Here is a 17,709-nt window from a genome sequence, read left to right on the forward strand (position 1 = left end):
CATGCCTGCCGGGCACTTTCTGCGTCGGCCTTGGGTGCAGCGCGGCATCGTCAGCGTGGCGCTGTTGGTGGCCGTGGCGCTATGGGTAGAGCCCGCTGCCGTTCTAGCCGAGGTGACACGCCTAGCGCCCGAGTGGGTGCTGGCGGCGCTGGCGGTCAGCGTACTACAGGTGATACTCAGCGCGTGGCGCTGGCAGTTCACCGCCGGCCGGGTAGATGTGCCGCTGCGCTTTCGGTACGCCCTGCGCGAGTACTACTTGGCGCTGCTGGTCAACCAGCTGCTGCCGGGCGGCGTGTTGGGCGATGCTGGACGTGCCCACCGTCATGCTCGTCAAGCTACGTCCAAGGGTAGCGCTTGGCGGGCGGTGGTGATCGAGCGGGCGTCTGGGCAAATGGCGGTGGCGCTGCTGACCTTGGTGGCACTGCTCACTTCGTCGCTGTGGCACGCTGCTCTGGGCAGTACGGGTCTGCTCGTTCTGGCTGCGTGGGTGGTCGCCTTGATACTGGTGGTTGCCGCGCTGGGAATATGGTGTCGCCGCGAGCGTGGGCCGACGCTGCCGTCCTGGTGCGTCGCGCTGGGGCGGGATGTGCGTCGCGGCCTGCTGGAGCGCCGGGTATGGCCACTGCAGTTGGCCTCGTCGCTGGCCATCGTGATCAGCTACGGACTGGTGATGGTCTGCGCCGCTCGTGCCATTGGCAGCGAGATGCCCGCTCTGGACATCTTGGCGCTGGCACCGGTGCTGCTGCTGGCCATGTTAGTGCCTCTCTCGATTGCCGGTTGGGGGCTGCGGGAAGGAGCCGCAGCGGGTATTTGGGTGCTGGTCGGTCTGCCCGCTGCTCAAGGGGTGGCGATCTCGCTCGCGTATGGCGTGCTGGTGCTGCTCTCCAGCCTGCCGGGCATTTGGGTAGCGTTTGCCAAACGCGCTCACGCAACCCCTTCGTCTGGCTCGACCTCGTTTAACCCAGCCCCGACCGGTGGGTTAGACGGCACCCAGCTCCACGTCGAACAGCATGTCATCGCCACACCGGAACGAGCGCATCGTGGGGCGCAGCGCGCTCTCCAGCGTCTCGATGGGCGTCATTTGCAGGCCGGGCCTGCCGGAGCCGATCAGCAGCGGGGCCACCATCAGGTGCAGACGGTCGACACACTGCGCTTCGATGAACTGAGAAATAGTGACACCGCCGCCTTCTACCAGCACGCGTTTAAGCCCGCGTGTCGCCAGCAGTGCCACGACCGCCGACGGCTCGAACTGCCCGCGGGCGTTCAATGGCAGCACGCAGCGCTCCGCGTGGCTCGGTGCAGGCATCGCGTCTGGCCCGGTGATATGCAGGGTCTCGACGTCACTGCTGCGAAACAGCGCCAAATCGCCTGGCACGCGCCCGCGCGGATCAAGTACCACCCGGGTCGGATGGCAGCCGTGGACGTGGCGTACGGTGAGCTGGGGATTGTCGGCGGCAGCGGTACCCGCACCGACCAGCACCGCATCGGCCAGGGCGCGAAGGCGGTGCAAATGGACGATGCTGTCATGACCGTTGATGTAGTGGGAGTGCCCGCTTTCCGTGGCAATTCGACCATCCAGACTCTGCCCCAACTGGGCGACTACCCAGTGGGGACGCAACGCCAGCGGCGTCAGGCAGTCCAACAGCATCTCGGCCTGAGGCGTCACGGTGTGTGGCGAGTGCCACCGACCGTCGCTGGTGACCGTCAGCGCCGCCGTGCTGGAAATTCTCTCGCGCTGAGCGAGCAGCCACTGCCACGCGGTATCAATATCGATCGAATGGGATGTACTACTGGAGTCGGGCATGACGCCTCCACACTGAAAATAACCTCAGATCATGCGGGGCCATGTTGCCCAACGCAAGCAACCTTTGCCCATATCATTAGGCAACCTGGAGGCCTACATGTATCAAATTGAACGCGCTATTTTCGATATTCGTCGTGGTTTACCGGTCGTGATCAGCAACGGTGAGCAGCGCCTTCTCGTTCAAGCACTAGAGGGCAGCCGTTCGGTGGATACCCTGGCCCATTTATCCGGGGCGCGTCCTGCGCTGGTACTCACCCGCCACCGCTTGGAAGCCATGGGATTATCGCTCACTGCAGAAGCCGCTTGCCTACCGCTGGCGGAGCAGGTGAGCGAACGTGAGCTGCATCAGTTGGCCGTTGCCCACTCCGGCAGCAAACCCAGCGCGCTATTGAGCGGACTGAAACCCGCAGGGGCCGCCGAACGGGGCGCCGTGGCATTAATGCGCCGTGCGCTGCTGATCCCCGCTGCTTTGACCGCAGTGGTCAGCGAAGACGCCCATGCCGATATTGCCGAGCAAATTGCTCAAGGGCGGCTGTTAGAAGTCAAGGCTGACGAGGCGCAGAAGTGCTTGGCGGGCGCACCAGGCATGCTGAAGCGAGTGAGCGAGGCGAGTATTCCGTTGGAAGACGCCCCGAACAGCCGCTTTGTGCTGTTCCGTGAGCCGGATGGCCTGCGCGAGCACGTGGCGGTCGTGATTGGCCAGGTCGAGGCGCTGGAAGGCCCGGTGCCGCTGCGGATGCACTCCGCTTGTTTGACCGGCGATCTGTTTGGCAGCCTGCGCTGCGACTGTGGCGAGCAGCTTCGCAATGCCGTGGCGGATATCCAGGCCATGGGGGGCGGCGTGCTGCTCTATCTGGCCCAAGAGGGGCGTGGCATTGGTCTAGCGAACAAGCTGCGTGCTTACACCCTGCAGGATAGCGGCCTGGATACCGTAGATGCTGATCAGGTGCTGGGGTTTGGCGATGACGAGCGCCAGTACGCCGTGGCAGTGGACATGCTGAATGCACTGAATATCGAGCAAGTGCAGCTACTCACCAATAACCCGCTGAAGATGTCAGCTCTGAAAGAGGGCGGTATCGAGGTGGTGTCCCGCCAGGCATTGTATGGCAGCGTGACGGACCACAACCACCGTTACCTGAGTGCCAAAGCCAACCGGGCGGGCCACTTTTTGGACGAAGTGCTCGAAAGCCGCGGTCGTTAACGTCTGCCCGCCGCGGGTACTTCCAGCGGCGGTAGCTGTGCGGTTTCCGTAACGACTTGGGCAAGCTGCATGGCGTAGTGATCCATGAGGCGTTTACCCAGTGCAGCGTTGGCGTGGCTGGCATCCCCGGCCACGCCGTGCTCGCTTAAATCCTCCCCTAACCAGGCAAAGGCGGCGCTGCCTTCGGGGCTCACCAGCGCGCCTGTCGCAGGAGTGGCAGGGGCGGTGGGGGAATAGCCGTCTAGAGTGACGAGCTGCGGTGCCAGATGCTGCATCATGGCGGTTTCGAGCAGCCCGCCGTGCAGCCCGTAACGCAGCTCATCGGCGTTCATCGCGCCTTCCAGTGGCGGTAGCCGGGTGTAGGTCGCTTTGACCACGCGCATATGGCAGCGCCGCCGGAGTGTGAGGGCCGCTAAATCCATGACGGCTTTATTGCCGCCGTGGCTGTTGATCAGTACGAGCTTGCGAATGCCAGCGCGAGCAATGCTTTCGCCGTAGGCTTCAAGCGTGGCAATGGCCAGCGGGGCGGGTAGGCTCAACGTGCCCGGAAAGCTTGCATGCTCATCGCTGGTGCCCACGGCCATGGCGGGCAGGCACACGACGTCCACGCGAGCATCCTGCGCGTCCAACCGTTCCAGCATCGCCGCCAGCAAGCCTTCACCGATGATGAGATCGGTGCCCAGCGGTAGATGGGTGCCGTGTTGCTCGATGGCCCCCAGAGTAATGACCGCGACCGGGTCGCGTGGCGATAGGGCGTGAAGCTGAGGAGCGGTCAGGTGCTGCCAGTGATAAACCATGAACATCCCGTTTGCGATAGGGTGATTAACGTGTGTCATCCAAGGGCCGCGCCGGGCTTGGCACACGTGTTTGATAATAGCGCGTGGTCGCTGCGACAGGCGTAAATGTCTCCCGAGGCAAGCTGATCGGCCCCTTCGGCAAGCCATGCGGCCATGGCGTCCGGCGTAAGCCAGGTATCGAAGCGGAACTGGCGCTGCTCACCGGCAATGGCGTTGAAGCGGTAGTCGCCCAGGCGCTGAATCTGCGCTAGGCAAGCGTGACTCACTTCGAGCATGCCCGCCACGAACTCCACGGACAGCGCGGCCACGGGATAGTTAAGCCCCTGCAGCACCTCCGCCTCGAATCCTTCCACGTCGATCTTGATGAATCGAGGCTCGCCGTAGCGGTCGATCAACGCATCCAAAGTGGTCATCTCCACCCGTAGCGTCTCTTCCCAGCGTACTCGCTGGAAGCCCGGGTTACGCTCGCCGACTTGGCGACGCCACTCGGTAGCGAGCGTCGAGAGCGTAGGGTTGCCCACGCTGATGGCAATGTCCGCATGGCCGGGGGCGGGGCCAACCGCCAGAGGCAGTAAGGTGATATGGGGACTTTTTAGCAGCCGTTGAAACCATTTGGCCAGCGCTGGCTGGGGTTCTAGCGCAATGACCTGCGCCCCCAGTGACTGAAAGGCGGCACTGCGGTCGCCCAAATGCGCGCCAATATCGAAGGCGATATCGCCCGGTGCTAAAAAGGGCTGGTAGAGCCGCTTCAAACTGCGCTGCCGCCCAGGCCGCCAGTATATGAACAAGGAGCGGGCCAAGCCGCTGGCACTACGAAGCTGTTGAAGCGTAGAGGGCATCTAATGGGGCTCCTTCGCCCGGGAAACGGCTGGCTCTTGAGAGGACTTGCCGGGTTTTAACAGTTGGCAAGGCATATCGCCATACAGCTCGTTGGGGGGCACGTTCAGCGTGAGATCGCCACGGGTATCCAGCGCTTGAGAGCTGCGCGCCGTCAGGTCGGCAAAGTCCTTGAGCAGTGCCGGTGTCAGGCTAATGCTGGGCGTGTGCAGCAGCCCTAGCCGGTGGCTGACCACGCCGCCCCAGGTGCCGCTGCTTGAGTATTTTACCAGCGGGGCAGCGGCCACGAGGCCAAGCCAAGCGGGGGTCAGCCAACCAAACGCCGATGGAGAGAACAGCGCCATCAGGCTTGCCCACAGCACCCCACAGAGCGTCATCCACCCAGTATGCCGCCAGGTTTCACGCCAGCTCAACGAGCGCTCGCCCCGGTGCTGAGTTTGCCAGTCGATGGCGCGGCCAATCAGCACGTTGATGATGAACAAGCTGTGCCACGCCATCATCAGCGGCGCAATCAGCGCGGCAAACACGATCTCGAGCAGCGTGCTGGCCACCAGCTTGAAGCGCCCGCCAAAGGCGTGGGGGCATTGGCAGATAGTCAGCAGTAATCCGAGCAGCTTGGGAGCCATCAGCATGCCTAGCGTGGTACTCAATAGCCATAGGGATAGCGCCTTGGGCAACAGTGGCTCTGTGGCACCGTCGAGTGCGTGGTAGCCCACCATGAGGCTGGTGCACACTAGCAATCCCAGCCACACCAGAGAGGATAAGTAGGCAAATGCACCAAAGAAGAAGTGCAGGCGACTGATGATGTGGAAGCCAGCGCCCGTCAATAGGCGCAGGTGCTGGAGGTTGCCCTGGAGCCAGCGCCGGTCGCGCTTGGCAAAATCGAGCAGATTGCTGGGCATGGCTTCGAAGCTGTTGCGCGACGCGCTGGCATGGAGGTTACGTCGAGACAGCGCTGCCGTTGCCGAGGTATCCAGCAGTACCTGCCAGCCGCCACGCCTTAGCAGGGCCGCTTCTACGAAATCGTGGCTTAAAAGCTCGCCCCCAAGCGGCGGTTTGCCGGACAGCGTTGGCAGCCCTGCGTGGGCCATGAAGGCGCGGGTACGAATGATCGCATTGTGTCCCCAGTAGTTGGCGGCGTCGCCCTGCCAAAAACTCTGGCCCGCTGCCAGCATGGGGCTATACAGCGCCGAGGCAAGCTGGGTAAAGCGGCCAAACAGCGTGCGTTGCCCCACGGGAATTGGCACGGTTTGAATCAGCCCTACGGTGGGGTAGCGCTGCATTTGATGCACCATGTGCAGCAGGGTGTCGCCGCTCATCAGGCTATCGGCATCCAGCACGATCATATAGTCGTAGCGGCGGCCCCAGCGGCGGCAGAAGTCGGCAATATTGCCCGCTTTACGCCCGTGATTGTTGGGGCGACGGCGGTAATGCACCGCGAGCTGCCCCGCCAAGCGCTGCTGTAGCGCAGCCACGTGAGCGGCTTCTTCGTCGGCTTGGGCGGGGTCTTGGGTATCGCTGAGAATGAACACTTCGAAGTGCTGGCCGATCACGCGCGCGGTGTCTTCGCCCTGTGCACTGGGCTGCTGAAGCAGCGAGCGGCAGGTGGCTTCAAGCCCCGCCATCGTGGGAATCGGGGGTTCGGCGTAAATCGGCATGACCAACGCCGTGCGGCTGACCAAACGGCTGGCGGTTGGGCGCTCTGTCGTCACGCGTTTGAGACTGAGGGGGTCAAGGCGTAACGCGCAGATCACGAAACCACAGACGGCTCCCCAAAAGGCCAGCGCAATCCAGCTAAAAGTGAGGCCAAACAGCGTCAGCATGGCGATTTGCCAACCCAGCGCAAGGTTGTCGACCACGTGGACCATCGCTAGACAGCCTACGATGCTGGACCCGATGACCAGCGTGGCCAGCAGCGCACGCCGAGCGTTGAGCCACGGGATGGAGGGCGTCAGCGTAGGCACATCACGCATCGGGATACCACACGTAGTTCCAGGTCTCGGTTACGGGCTCACCGTCGCGCATCAGGCGCAGACGGATATCGCTGGGCTGGCGGCTGGGAGGCAGCCTGAACGTGGCGCGTCGACCGCTATTGGGCAGCACTTTGACCTGGGGCAGTAACGCTTCGCCCTCTCGCACGCTGATATCCAGCGTGAGTTCCGCATCGGCCGACAGTGCCTCCAAAGCACCGCCGGCAAAATCGACCACGAACTGGCGCTGCTCGGCGGAAGGCGAGTCCGCTTCACCCGGCACGGCGGCGCTGCCGTGACGGGTGCGAATCACTTTCCCCAGAGCGTGCCCTTCAGGCTGTTCGTTCAGGGTATAGGTGCGGTAATGCAGGCGCTGAGTGTCGCCAGCCTTGAGCGCGTCCTCAGCGACCCAGTAGGCCACGATGTTGTCGTGGGTTTCGTCCGGCGTGGGAATTTCCACCAGCTCAACGTGACCTTTGCCCCACGCCTCCAGTGGCTCGACCCACTGGCTGGGGCGGCGGTGGTAGTTGGCCTCTAGGTCGAGGTAGCGATCAAAGTCGCGCTCGCGCTGCATGAGGCCAAACCCTTGGGGTGCGTCATCGGTAAAGCTTGAAACGCGTACGGCCGATGGGTTGCTTAGCGGTCGCCAGATCCATTCGCCTTGCCCGGTATGCATCAGCAGGCCATCGGAGTCATGCACCTGAGGGCGGAAGTCATCCGGCCGCTGGGCGCTTGCTTCCCCAAAGGTGAACATGCTGGTCAGCGGGGCGATCCCGACTTTTTCGATATCGTCACGGGCAAAGATCTCGGCTTCTATTTCCGCTTCGGTGTGCTCGCCGGGAGTGAGGGTGAAGCGGTAGGCACCGCTCAGCGACGGGCTATCCATCAATGCCATCAGCGTGACGCTCTCGGCGTCGCTGTCCGGCGTGACCAACCAAAACTCGCGAAAGGCCGGGAACTCTTCGCCTTGAGACGAGGCGGTGTTGATCGCCAACCCTCGTGTGGATAACCCGTAGGCTTGATGCTGGCCAACCAGACGAAAGTAGCTGGCGCCGAGAAAGACGGCGAATTCATCCGCGTAGTCGGGATTATTGAGCGGATAATGGAGACGAAAACCGGCGTGTCCGCTGCCGCTCAAATCATGTTCGAGCAGTTCGCTGGCGTCGCCATCGTAGCGAAAATCGTCGGTGGTAAAGTCGAGAGGGACGACGTCGCCATTCTCGACCATGTTCAGCGCTACCGGCGTTTGAAATAGAAACCCGCTGTGGAAGAGCTGTAGGCTAAAGGGGCTGTCGTCGTGCCAGTAGGCACGTTCGGGATTGAAGCGAATTTGCCGGTAGCCATCGTAGTTAAGCGATTGCAGTGCCTCGGGCAGTGAAGACTCGGGCGCTTCATAGGGGGCATTGGCTAACTGTTGGGCACGCGCCACGACCTGTTGAAATACGGCGTCTTCGCTAGCGGTGGCGGGCAGGGCGAGTGCCCAACTCAGTGATAACATCCATTTTGCAGTCCTACGACAACCCATGGGCGAGTTCCTTTCGTGACCTGATAGAGTGGACAACACGTCATTGTGTGAAATATTTAAACAAAAACTATACGCTTAACAAGTTGGGTCAAATATTGAGATTAAACGCAGCGACGCGCGTACGCCGTCAATCGGTTATACCGCTGATGCTCTCTACAACGCTAGTGGTGGAATGAATGCTTCGTCTCCTTGTCACGGCCTGTGCGCTGAACGTGCTATTGGTCGCCCCGTTGTGGTGGCGTTTTGGCACGCTATCTCCTTTGATCGCATGGGAAGCATGGGTCATCGCCTCCGCCATGCTGCTATTACCCCCTGGCCCATGGCGGCGCTGGGTGGGTATCGGGGTCGTTAGTGCCCTGGCACTGGCCACGGCGGCCAATTTGGGGGAGGCGGCGACTTATACGGCATTTGGGCGGCCGCTCAACCTCTACCTGGATGTGCCGCTGGTACGCTCCATTTACCACCTGCTAGTGGGTAATGTAGGCCAACTGGCGGCAATTTTCCTGATGCTGCTAGGCGGTATGCTGCTCCTTGGCTTGCTGTGGCTGATGCTGCGCCTATTACTGCCTGCTCGCCCCCCTAAGGGCCGAGGTGGGGTGGTTGTCACAGCCAGCGTGTTGCTGGTGGGTAGCTTAGGTATGAGTATTTTAGAGGCGAATCACCACCGCTTGGTTCCCCATGCCGCGCTGCCGATGGTCACGACCTCCCGTTTTCAATGGGCGCAGATCCTCGATACCCATCGGGCCCGGCAGGCATTCAGTGAGCAGTTAGAAGCGTCTCCGTTAGCGGCGCAGGCCTTGCCAGGCTTGGCTGGACGGAACGTACTGCTGACGTTCATCGAGTCCTACGGCGTGTCTGCTCTCGATGATCCGCGCTATAACCGAACGCTGCTGCTTACGTTGGAAGACCTTAAGCGTCGGTTATCCAACCGTGGCCTGCACGTGGTGTCGGGGCTGGTGGAATCTCCCATCCGCGGTGGGCAGTCGTGGCTTGCCCATGCGACGACGCTGAGTGGTCGCTGGATCGACAATCAGCTCTGGTATCGGCTGATGCTGGAGAGCGGCCACTCGACGATGATCGATGACTTTCATGCCACCGGTCAGCGCACACTCAGCGTGATGCCCGCGATTACGTTGGCGTGGCCAGAGGGGCAGGCCTACGGCTTCGACCAAATCGCCGCAGCGAAGGATATCCCCTACGCCGGGCCGCCGCTCAACTGGGTGACCATGCCGGATCAATTTACCCTGGACTATACCCAGCGCGAGCTGTTGGGCGACGAGCCGGTTTTTGCGCAACTCGCGCTGATTTCCAGCCATGCGCCCTGGACGCCGGTGCTCCCGGTGCTGGAAAACTGGTCGCTGGTGGGTGATGGGAGTATCTATGCGCCTTGGGAAAACGCAGGCGATCCGCCTGAAGTGATTTGGCGAGATTTGGAGCGAATTCGCGATCACTACGCGTGGTCGGTGGACTACGCTGTTAGCGTGACCGGGCGCTGGGCCGCGCGAGTGGCCGATGAGCAGACGCTGCTGATTGTCTTGGGCGACCATCAGCCCGCACCACTGATTACCGGCGATGACGCCAGTGCCGCGGTTCCGGTGCATATCATTAGCGGCGACCCGGCGTTGCTGGCACCGTTTAAACAGCGCGGTTTCGTGGAGGGTATGCTGCCTCCAATAGCGCGCCCGCAGGATGCGCCGCGAATGAGCCAGCTGCGCCACTGGCTGCAGCAGGACTTTGGCCCCTCGGCACTATCACCAAGGACGACACCATGATTCAACCGGTTATTTTGAGCGGTGGCAGCGGCACCCGGCTTTGGCCGCTCTCCCGAGAGCAGATGCCCAAACAGTTTTTGCGCTTAACCGGCGAACAGAGCCTGCTTCAGCAAACGCTCACTCGCCTTGAGGGCTTGACGACGCTACCGCCGATGCTGATGGGGCACCATTCGCACCGTTTTTTGATGGCCGAACAGCTGCGTGAAGCCCAGCAGGAGGGCCAGATCGTGCTAGAGCCAGCAGGGCGCAATACCGCCCCGGCGATTGCCTGCGCGGCCCTGTTGGCGCGGCAATCCGGCGAAGACCCGCTGCTGCTGGTGCTACCCGCTGACCACGTTATTGGCGATGCAGCGGCGTTTATCGATAGCGTGCGGCGTGCCGAACCGCTCGCAGAGCAGGGTTATCTCGTGACCTTTGGCGTGGTGCCGACCCATCCAGAGACCGGTTACGGCTACATTGCCTGCGGTGACGCGTTGGGGGAGGGTCACCATCTGGCAGCATTCATCGAAAAACCCGCGTTCGAGCATGCCAAAGCGCTGCTTGAGCAGGGTGACACGCTCTGGAATAGCGGCATGTTTTTGCTGCGCGCCTCCCGCTATTTGGCGGAGCTCGAGCGGCTTCAGCCAGCGATGCTGGCCGCCTGCCAAGAGGCTGTAACCCGCGCCCACCGTGACTTGGATTTTCTGCGCTTGGATGAGCAGGCGTTTCAGCGCTGCCCTAGCGAATCGATCGATTACGCGGTCATGGAGCACTGCGCCCAAGCGGCCGTGGTGCCTTTGGATGCCCAATGGAGCGATATTGGCAGCTTTGACGCGCTAATGGCGACCCATGCGCCCGATGCGGCGGGCAATGTGGTCACCGGGGATGGAATATTGAGCGATACCCAGCGCTCGTTAGTGGTAGCGAACCACCGCTTGGTGGCCACGTTGGGCGTTGAAGACCTGATCGTAGTGGAGACCTCGGACAGCGTGCTGGTGGCCCGGCGCGACAAGGCGCAGGGCGTCAAGCAGCTCGTTGCGGCGTTGGCCCAGGCCGGGCGCAGCGAGCCGCATACTTCGCCGCAGGTACATCGCCCTTGGGGCAGCTTTCAAGCCATGGACAACGGAGAGCGCTACCAAGTGAAGCATATTACCGTGCGTCCTGGGGCGCGGCTGTCGCTACAGCGCCACCATCATCGCGCCGAACACTGGGTGGTGGTCAGCGGCACGGCCAAGGTCACGGTGGACGAGCGCACGTTTTTGGTCAGCGAAAACCAGTCCACTTACATCCCCATTGGCGCGCTACACCGCCTGGAGAATCCGGGAAAAATTCCGCTGGAACTGATCGAAGTGCAGTCCGGTAGCTACCTGGGCGAGGATGACATCGAACGACTGGATGACGTGTACGCGCGCCACAGCGACGAGTAATGGAGCGTACCTACCAGAGCCAGCTACCCGGCCGTGCTGGTGGCTGGCCTTTACGCACCGCCACCCAGCCGATAATGCAGCGCACGCCGAGCCATACCACCAGCAGCGGCCAGAGTAGCGTGCCGATAAAGATCAGGCTCAGGGTAAACGTGACGATAAAGTAGAGGCTGCCGATCCAGAACGTGCGGATCAAATAGCGGTAGTGCGCCTGCAGCCAGGGGGCCGCTTCTTTACGGTAGACATAGGCAATGATCACACCAATCAACAGGGTGACGTTGGCCGTGACGAGCCCTGCCAAATAAAGCGCATAAATAATTTGTGGCGGACGCGTATCCTCTTTGGGGAGGTATCGTTCAGTCATGTCCATCCTCGCTAGTAGAGACGGAAGTCGTTGGCATTAGGCAGCCCTTGCTGCTCTTCCACCACTTTGCGGTAGCGTTTGTACTCCCACTGATACTGCGCTGGGTCCAGCGCAATGGAAGCTTCGACGCTGGCATTTACGCCGGTGGCGGACGTGGCATCCTCCTCGCTATACACCTGCTCGTCGGCATCGAGAAAGTGAATCTCGAAGCCTTTGCCAGGAATGCGCAGGGCCACACCGGTGACTACCCGCGCTTGGGTGCGCGCCACCAGCTTGGGTAACAGCGTGGCGGTATAGGCATCGCGGCCATAGAACGGCGCAAACACGCCGCTGCCCCAATCCGGCTCTTGGTCCGGCAATATACCAATGGCCTCGCTACGCTTCAGCGCTTTGAGCAGCGCCGCCACGCCTCGCGGGTTGGTGGGTACTAGCTTCGCGCCCATGCGCTCGCGGCCATGGCGGATAATCGGCTCTAAGTCAGCGATTTTGGGCGGTTCGTACATGGCGGTAAACGGAAAGTGGCTGGAGAGCCAAAAGTTCAGCACTTCCCAGTTGCCAAAGTGAGGAGCCAGCACGATCACGCCGCGCCCCTCGGCCCGGGCGCTGTCCAGTTTGTCGCGGCCATGTACCGCTAGAATACTGGCTTCTACCTTCTCGGGCGGGGCCATCCAGGCGTGGCCGAGTTCCAGCATTGTCGCGGTGGAGTGCTGAAGGCTCTGTTTGGCCAGGGATTGTCGTTGGCTGGCAGGCGCGTCGGGGTAGACCACCTCTAAATTGATCTCGGTCACCTGGCGCTCGCGCTTGCTAAAGCGGTACACCTGCGGGCCCACCAGAGCCGCAATGCGCCAGAGCCAGCGCACCGGCCAGCGGGAGAGCGTGCGCCATAGCGTTGCAATGGCGCGGGCTTGAAAGCGCGTCGTGGAAGGGGTTACCTGTTCGGTCATGGGTTACAGCAACCAGCTATCGACATTGGAGGGGGCGCGTTTTTCCTGTAGCCCCTTGAACCCTTTCACGCAGCGCACGATGAACCACACGGCCAGCGCGAGCAGCATGGGGAAACCGATCAGAATGAGCGTGAGCAGGGTGGCAACACTGCCGTACAGAAGGCCGATCCAGAAGGTGCGAATCTGGTAGCGGTAGTGTTCATCCAGCCAAGCCGGACCCTTGCCACGGTACACGTAGGCAATGATGACGCCGATCAGTGACGTAAAGCCCACCACAAAACTGGCGAGATAGAGGGCATAATTCACCATGGCCATGGTGGTGTCCGGGGGCGGGGTGGTGGCGGAGGTCTCGTCCGGCGTGGCGTGGCGGTCGACCACTTCACCTTCCAGCGGGGCGTCATCGCGCATGGGCGTTCCTTCTTTGATCAGGTCTATTCCAGCATCCAGCGGACACTTTGACTGCCCGCTATGATAGCGTGGGCGGGGCGACTTATCACCCGCAGGCCGCCCACGTCGGGGGCATACTTAACGGGCTGCCGGGCGGCAGATTTCCAGCAGGTTGCCGTCGGGGTCGCGCAGGTAAAGCGACTCGATGGGGCCGCTAGCCCCCTGGCGAGCGACGGGGCCAAGCTCGACTTCGATGGCCAGCGCATCCAGGTGCTGCTTGAACTCGTCCAGCGGTAGCTGGCAGCGCAGGCATAAATCCAGGCTGCCCGGTGTCGGCGTGGCTGAAATGGGCGCGATATCGGTATCGGTTTGGTGCAAGCGCAGGGCCGTGTCACCCAGCATCAAGTCAACGCGCTGTGCGTCCCGATAACGCACATCCAGGCCCAGTACGCGAGAGTAAAAATCCACTGCGCGACCCATATCGGTCACGGTAACCACAAGATGATCCAGACCTGAGAGCATGCCTCTTTCCTTCATACAAACGTAAAAACCAGAGAATACGATGATGCGACGCTGTCCGCTATGCCACGCGCAGGAGCCTGCGCTGTACCACCAAGACCGTCGCCGCGAGTACTACCAGTGTGCCACGTGTGCGCTGGTGTTTGTGCCTAGTGAGCAGCATTTAAGTGCCGCTGACGAAAAAGCCGAGTACGACCAGCACCAAAACTCGCCGCAGGATACGGGATATCGGCGCTTTTTGGGGCGTTTATTCACTCCGCTGGCGGCAAAGCTGGCTCCAGGGGCAAAAGGGCTGGATTTTGGCTGTGGCCCCGGGCCCACGCTCTCGGTGATGTTCGAGGAAGCGGGCTTTGAGATGGACGTGTACGACATCTTTTACGCGCCCCATGCCGTGTCGCTTACCCGCCAGTATGACTTCATTACCGCCACCGAAGTGGTCGAGCACTTGGCGACGCCGGGCGAGGTGCTGGGTGAGCGTGTCGCGCAACTCGACCGCGGCGGCTATCTTGGGCTGATGACCAAGCGAGTGGCGAGCCAAGAAGCCTTCGCCCGTTGGCACTACATCAACGACCCAACCCATGTCAGTTTTTTTAGCGAAGCAACCTTCCGCTGGTGGGCGGCTGATCAGGGGTTAACAGTCGAATTTACTGGCAATGACGTGGTAATTTTTAGAAAACACTAATCTGCTTGCACAAGGGGCGAAAAAGCATTGACTTTGCGCCTCTGAAAGCAATAATTGCGCGCCCGTTTTCTTGCCTGTTCGATGTGATGGCGTGTTAACGGCAACGATTCATCCATTGAGCAAGGTGAGGTACGCATGTCGCGGCAACTGCTGGCCATGGCGCTAGCGCCCCTATTAGGGCTGTTTATTCTTGGGATTGGCAATGGCTTTCTCGCTACGCTGATTACCGTGCGTTTGGACGCAGCGGGCGAATCGGCGACGGTGATCGGGATTGTCTCGTCGGCCTATTTCATCGGCCTAGCCCTGGGTGCCATGGTCAACGACCGCCTGCTGCTGCGCATTGGTCATATTCGCGCTTACGGCAGCTTTGCCTCGCTGGTCGCGGTGACGGTACTGCTGCAAGGCCTTTTCTTCGAACCTTGGGCATGGTTTGCGCTGCGTTTGATCGGCGGCTGGGCCACGGTGGGTGTTTATCTGGTCATCGAGAGTTGGCTGCTCACGGCGGGCGACCAGAAAGTGCGCGGCCGCCTGCTGGCGCTTTATATGATCTCTCTTTACGCCGCCGGGGTGCTGGGGCAGCTCATGCTCGGTATCACCAGCGCCATGGGCGACACCGCGCCCTTCATGGTGATTGGCCTGTTGGCGTCGCTCTCGGTACTGCCCATGGCGATGATTCCCCGGGTGTCGCCGCTCATCGAGCACGCCGAACCGCTACCGCCGCACCGTTTGATCACCATGACCCCCACCGGCGTCATGGGCAGCCTCGGTTCTGGCATGGTGGTCGCTGCCGCCTACACGCTGCTGCCGCTTTACCTGCAGCGCATTGGCATGAGCGTCAATCAGGTCGGCCAAATGATGGCCGTCGTTATCATGGGGGCGATGCTGCTGCAGTACCCCATTGGCCGCTGGTCGGATCGCCATGATCGCCAGATGGTCTTGATTGGTATCAGCGCCTTCTGCGTGGTGATTTCAGCGGCGATGCTGTGGTTGCCGCTCTCCACGCCGCTGCTCGCCGTGCTGCTCTTTTTGTTGGGTGGTGGCGTGTTCGCGCTGTACCCGGTGGCCGTTAGCCATGCTGCCGACCGTGCGCCTGCTGGTGCCTTGGTGCGGATGAGCCAGGGACTTTTGTTGATCAACTCGATTGGTGCCACCATCAGCCCGCTGATGATCTCGCCGGTGATGACCGCCATGGGCGATGCGGGCCTGTTCTGGGCGTTTGGCTCACTCAGTTTGTTCTTCGTGCTGTTCTTTAGCTGGCGTCGTAGCGTTCGCCCGGCACCGGTGCCGGTGGCACCGTTTACGGCCACTACGCCGATGACCGCCGCAGGTGCTGAGCTGGTGGTGACCGAAGAGCTGGTACAAGGGGCGCTCGAACACGAGCACCTGGAAGACCTTTCCGACGTCGTGCCCGAAGTCGACGTGGCTGAGCCGGTAGTGGGGCCGCCCCAAGAAGACGAGAGCCACATCACCTACTACGATGACGTGGAAACCGAGGTGCGCAAATAAGCCGCTGAGGCGGCGACAGGTGAGACCTTAAGCTAATAGTGTGGTGAGACTAGGGAAACTACTATCGGCGATAGTGTTTTTACTACTTTTACCGCCGTCGCCTGAGGTTTTACCATGAATTATTACGCCGCCCCGGTTCGTGATTTTCGCTTCGTGCTCGAAGAGATGTTAGCCCACCACTCCCTGTCGCTACCAGGGTTCGAAGAGGCCACGCCAGATCTCGTCGAGGCCGTTCTGGAAGAGGCCGCGAAGCTGGCGGGCGATGTGTGGGCCCCGCTCAACAGCACCGGCGATCGTCAGGGGGCTAAGCGCCACACTGATGGCAGTGTGACCACCCCAGAAGGCTTTGCCGCCGCCTATCACGCCTATGTTGAAGGCGGTTGGAACGGTATTGGCGTTTCTGAAGAGCTGGGTGGGCAGAACCTACCCGAAGTGGTGGCCAGCGCGGTACAGGAGATGCTCCACGGCGCAAACATGGCCCTGGGGCTGTGCCCGATGCTCACTGCCGGTGCCATCGAAGCGCTGGCCCACCACGGTAGCGATGCTCTCAAAGCCATCTATCTACCCAAGCTGGTCGAAGGGACTTGGACCGGCACCATGAACCTCACCGAACCTCAAGCAGGGTCGGACCTCTCCAAAGTGCGTACCAAAGCCGTGCCGGAAGGCGAGCACTACCGCATTAGCGGCCAAAAGATCTACATCACCTGGGGCGAACACGACGCCGCTGAGAACATTATTCACCTCGTCCTTGCCCGTAAGCCGGATGCCCCGGAAGGCAATAAGGGCATTTCGCTGTTCCTGGTTCCCAAATTTCTGGTGAACGACGACGGCACGCTCGGCGAGCGTAACGACGTCACCTGTGCCTCCATCGAGCATAAGCTCGGCATTCACGGCTCGCCCACCTGTACGCTGAGCTTTGGGGAAAACGGCGGTGCCGTGGGCTACCTCGTCGGCGAGGAAGGGCGCGGGTTGAACCATATGTTCACCATGATGAACGAGGCGCGCCATAAAGTTGGGATTCAAGGCATTGGCGTGGCCGAACGCGCCTGCCAACACGCCTTTGCCTACGCTCATGACCGTACCCAGGGCCGCTCCCCCAAACAGCGGGGCGGCAGCGAATGCACCATTAGCGACCACTTTGACGTTCGCCGGATGCTGCTCTCCATGCGTGCCCGTACTGATGCGCTGCGTGCATTGGCGCTCTACTGTGCCGGGCAGTTAGATATCGCTCGCCGCGCAGAGAGCGACGCCGAACGCCAAGCTGCCCAGGCCTGCGCCGATGTTCTGATTCCGATTGTGAAGAGCTTCTCGACCGACCAAGCGGTGGATATCGCCTCTATGGGCGTGCAGGTACACGGCGGCATGGGCTACGTGGAAGAGACCGGCGCGGCCCAGCTATTGCGGGATGCGCGCATTGCGCCTATCTATGAAGGCACCAACGGCATTCAAGCGCTGGACTTGGCGGGCCGCAAACTGCAACGAGACGGCGGTGCGGCGCTCTCTGCGCTGATCGATGAGGTGCATAAAACGGCCGAAGCGCTGCGGGGTGAAGCGTCGCTGGCCAGCATGGGCAGTGCGCTCGCGGCGGGCGCTGACGACCTGCGCGCTGCCATGACCTTGGTGCTGGAGCAGGGCAGCGACCCTGAACACGGTCCCGATGCCGTACAGGCGTATGCCACGCCACTGTTGAACCTGGCCGGACACGTGCTGTGCGCTTGGCAAATGGGCATCGCGGCGCTGCACGCCCAACAGGCTGTAAAAGGCGGCAGCGATGAGCCGTTTTACCGCACCAAGCTCTGCAGCGCCGAGTTTGCCATTCACCAATGGCTGCCGGTTGGCCGCGCCCAGCGTGCCGTGATCGAGGCCGGCTGGCAGTGTTTTAGCCAGTTCGATAGCGCGGCTCACTAACGCCACCGCCGCCTTATGGGCGGCGGTATTCGTTATGAATGTCCAATAATAAAACGTCCTATAACAACAGCGAGAGTGCAGGAACCGATC

15 protein-coding genes and 1 pseudogene are annotated in these 17,709 nt (G+C 61.6%); 7 read left to right on the top strand and 9 right to left on the bottom strand.

The features are described from left to right. Position 1: 1 nt before the first annotated feature. Positions 2-871, top strand: a pseudogene (locus tag NH398_RS04850) (lysylphosphatidylglycerol synthase transmembrane domain-containing protein); the annotation flags it as partial. A gap of 108 nt (positions 872-979) precedes the next feature. On the opposite strand, the gene NH398_RS04855 reads toward NH398_RS04850, so the two are convergent. After that, on the bottom strand, positions 980-1,804 hold the full coding sequence (locus tag NH398_RS04855; protein WP_366070196.1) for a RibD family protein: 825 nt from the start codon (positions 1,802-1,804) through the stop codon (positions 980-982). 97 nt (positions 1,805-1,901) lie between these two features. Here NH398_RS04855 and ribA point away from each other — a divergent pair, with 97 nt between their 5' ends. Beyond that, positions 1,902-3,005, top strand: coding sequence for a GTP cyclohydrolase II RibA (ribA, locus tag NH398_RS04860; RefSeq protein WP_159341432.1), 1,104 nt, complete (start codon positions 1,902-1,904; stop codon positions 3,003-3,005). Here ribA and NH398_RS04865 read toward each other — a convergent pair. The 4 genes from NH398_RS04865 to NH398_RS04880 are packed head-to-tail and all read right to left on the bottom strand — an operon-like array spanning position 3,002 to position 8,134. Then, positions 3,002-3,802, bottom strand: a complete 801-nt coding sequence (locus NH398_RS04865; protein WP_253016952.1) for a creatininase family protein — start codon at positions 3,800-3,802, stop codon at positions 3,002-3,004. The genes ribA and NH398_RS04865 overlap by 4 nt on opposite strands. Before the next feature lie 35 nt (positions 3,803-3,837). Beyond that, positions 3,838-4,641 carry an FkbM family methyltransferase gene (locus NH398_RS04870; protein WP_253016953.1) on the bottom strand — a complete coding sequence of 268 codons (804 nt, stop codon included), beginning with the start codon at positions 4,639-4,641 and terminating at the stop codon, positions 3,838-3,840. Beyond that, a complete protein-coding gene (mdoH, locus tag NH398_RS04875) occupies positions 4,642-6,612 on the bottom strand; it encodes a glucans biosynthesis glucosyltransferase MdoH (RefSeq protein ID WP_253016955.1) in 1,971 nt (656 codons plus the stop codon). It lies immediately after the preceding gene. Further along, positions 6,605-8,134 carry a glucan biosynthesis protein G gene (locus NH398_RS04880; RefSeq protein ID WP_253016957.1) on the bottom strand — a complete coding sequence of 510 codons (1,530 nt, stop codon included), beginning with the start codon at positions 8,132-8,134 and terminating at the stop codon, positions 6,605-6,607. Before NH398_RS04880 ends, mdoH begins: the two co-directional genes overlap by 8 nt. Before the next feature lie 176 nt (positions 8,135-8,310). Between NH398_RS04880 and NH398_RS04885 the strand changes: the two genes are divergently transcribed. Both NH398_RS04885 and NH398_RS04890 read left to right on the top strand, forming a co-directional pair. Then, complete coding sequence (locus NH398_RS04885) at positions 8,311-9,906, top strand: alkaline phosphatase (protein WP_253016959.1); 1,596 nt, start codon at positions 8,311-8,313, stop codon at positions 9,904-9,906. Further along, on the top strand, positions 9,903-11,312 hold the full coding sequence (locus tag NH398_RS04890; protein ID WP_253016961.1) for a mannose-1-phosphate guanylyltransferase/mannose-6-phosphate isomerase: 1,410 nt from the start codon (positions 9,903-9,905) through the stop codon (positions 11,310-11,312). The genes NH398_RS04885 and NH398_RS04890 overlap by 4 nt, the downstream gene beginning before the upstream one ends. A gap of 10 nt (positions 11,313-11,322) precedes the next feature. Here NH398_RS04890 and NH398_RS04895 read toward each other — a convergent pair whose 3' ends face one another. The 4 genes from NH398_RS04895 to NH398_RS04910 all read right to left on the bottom strand — a co-directional run bounded on the left by NH398_RS04895 (position 11,323) and on the right by NH398_RS04910 (position 13,526). Beyond that, on the bottom strand, positions 11,323-11,673 hold the full coding sequence (locus tag NH398_RS04895; RefSeq protein WP_159341438.1) for a DUF4870 domain-containing protein: 351 nt from the start codon (positions 11,671-11,673) through the stop codon (positions 11,323-11,325). Between the two features lie 11 nt (positions 11,674-11,684). Next, on the bottom strand, positions 11,685-12,617 hold the full coding sequence (locus NH398_RS04900; protein ID WP_253016963.1) for a lysophospholipid acyltransferase family protein: 933 nt from the start codon (positions 12,615-12,617) through the stop codon (positions 11,685-11,687). Between the two features lie 3 nt (positions 12,618-12,620). Further along, positions 12,621-13,025 (bottom strand): DUF4870 domain-containing protein, encoded by a 405-nt coding sequence (locus NH398_RS04905; RefSeq protein ID WP_159341440.1) that lies wholly within the window; start codon positions 13,023-13,025, stop codon positions 12,621-12,623. A gap of 117 nt (positions 13,026-13,142) precedes the next feature. Next, the gene (locus tag NH398_RS04910) at positions 13,143-13,526 is read right to left on the bottom strand and encodes a glyoxalase/bleomycin resistance/extradiol dioxygenase family protein (protein ID WP_062373496.1); all 384 of its coding nucleotides are present in this window, start codon (positions 13,524-13,526) and stop codon (positions 13,143-13,145) included. Between the two features lie 40 nt (positions 13,527-13,566). On the opposite strand from NH398_RS04910, the gene NH398_RS04915 reads away from it, so the two are divergent. The 3 genes from NH398_RS04915 (at position 13,567) to NH398_RS04925 (ending at position 17,619) form a co-directional block, all read left to right on the top strand. Beyond that, positions 13,567-14,205 (top strand): class I SAM-dependent methyltransferase, encoded by a 639-nt coding sequence (locus NH398_RS04915; RefSeq protein WP_253016965.1) that lies wholly within the window; start codon positions 13,567-13,569, stop codon positions 14,203-14,205. A 135-nt stretch (positions 14,206-14,340) separates the two neighbouring features. Further along, on the top strand, positions 14,341-15,711 hold the full coding sequence (locus NH398_RS04920) for an MFS transporter (protein ID WP_253016967.1): 1,371 nt from the start codon (positions 14,341-14,343) through the stop codon (positions 15,709-15,711). A gap of 114 nt (positions 15,712-15,825) precedes the next feature. Continuing rightward, positions 15,826-17,619, top strand: a complete 1,794-nt coding sequence (locus NH398_RS04925) for an acyl-CoA dehydrogenase (protein WP_253016969.1) — start codon at positions 15,826-15,828, stop codon at positions 17,617-17,619. Positions 17,620-17,709 lie beyond the last annotated feature (90 nt).

Origin of the sequence: Halomonas sp. CnH100-B (genome assembly GCF_024124605.1) — a bacterium.
Classification (GTDB): domain Bacteria; phylum Pseudomonadota; class Gammaproteobacteria; order Pseudomonadales; family Halomonadaceae; genus Vreelandella.

What these genes read in the sequence shown, in the direction of transcription:
- NH398_RS04855 (WP_366070196.1), bottom strand. Translation starts at nt 1,804, where the DNA reads ATGCCCGACTCCAGTAGTACATCCCATTCGATCGATATTGATACCGCG.
- ribA (WP_159341432.1), top strand. Translation starts at nt 1,902, where the DNA reads ATGTATCAAATTGAACGCGCTATTTTCGATATTCGTCGTGGTTTACCG.
- NH398_RS04865 (WP_253016952.1), bottom strand. Translation starts at nt 3,802, where the DNA reads ATGGTTTATCACTGGCAGCACCTGACCGCTCCTCAGCTTCACGCCCTA.
- NH398_RS04870 (WP_253016953.1), bottom strand. Translation starts at nt 4,641, where the DNA reads ATGCCCTCTACGCTTCAACAGCTTCGTAGTGCCAGCGGCTTGGCCCGC.
- mdoH (WP_253016955.1), bottom strand. Translation starts at nt 6,612, where the DNA reads ATGCGTGATGTGCCTACGCTGACGCCCTCCATCCCGTGGCTCAACGCT.
- NH398_RS04880 (WP_253016957.1), bottom strand. Translation starts at nt 8,134, where the DNA reads ATGGGTTGTCGTAGGACTGCAAAATGGATGTTATCACTGAGTTGGGCA.
- NH398_RS04885 (WP_253016959.1), top strand. Translation starts at nt 8,311, where the DNA reads ATGCTTCGTCTCCTTGTCACGGCCTGTGCGCTGAACGTGCTATTGGTC.
- NH398_RS04890 (WP_253016961.1), top strand. Translation starts at nt 9,903, where the DNA reads ATGATTCAACCGGTTATTTTGAGCGGTGGCAGCGGCACCCGGCTTTGG.
- NH398_RS04895 (WP_159341438.1), bottom strand. Translation starts at nt 11,673, where the DNA reads ATGACTGAACGATACCTCCCCAAAGAGGATACGCGTCCGCCACAAATT.
- NH398_RS04900 (WP_253016963.1), bottom strand. Translation starts at nt 12,617, where the DNA reads ATGACCGAACAGGTAACCCCTTCCACGACGCGCTTTCAAGCCCGCGCC.
- NH398_RS04905 (WP_159341440.1), bottom strand. Translation starts at nt 13,025, where the DNA reads ATGCGCGATGACGCCCCGCTGGAAGGTGAAGTGGTCGACCGCCACGCC.
- NH398_RS04910 (WP_062373496.1), bottom strand. Translation starts at nt 13,526, where the DNA reads ATGCTCTCAGGTCTGGATCATCTTGTGGTTACCGTGACCGATATGGGT.
- NH398_RS04915 (WP_253016965.1), top strand. Translation starts at nt 13,567, where the DNA reads ATGATGCGACGCTGTCCGCTATGCCACGCGCAGGAGCCTGCGCTGTAC.
- NH398_RS04920 (WP_253016967.1), top strand. Translation starts at nt 14,341, where the DNA reads ATGTCGCGGCAACTGCTGGCCATGGCGCTAGCGCCCCTATTAGGGCTG.
- NH398_RS04925 (WP_253016969.1), top strand. Translation starts at nt 15,826, where the DNA reads ATGAATTATTACGCCGCCCCGGTTCGTGATTTTCGCTTCGTGCTCGAA.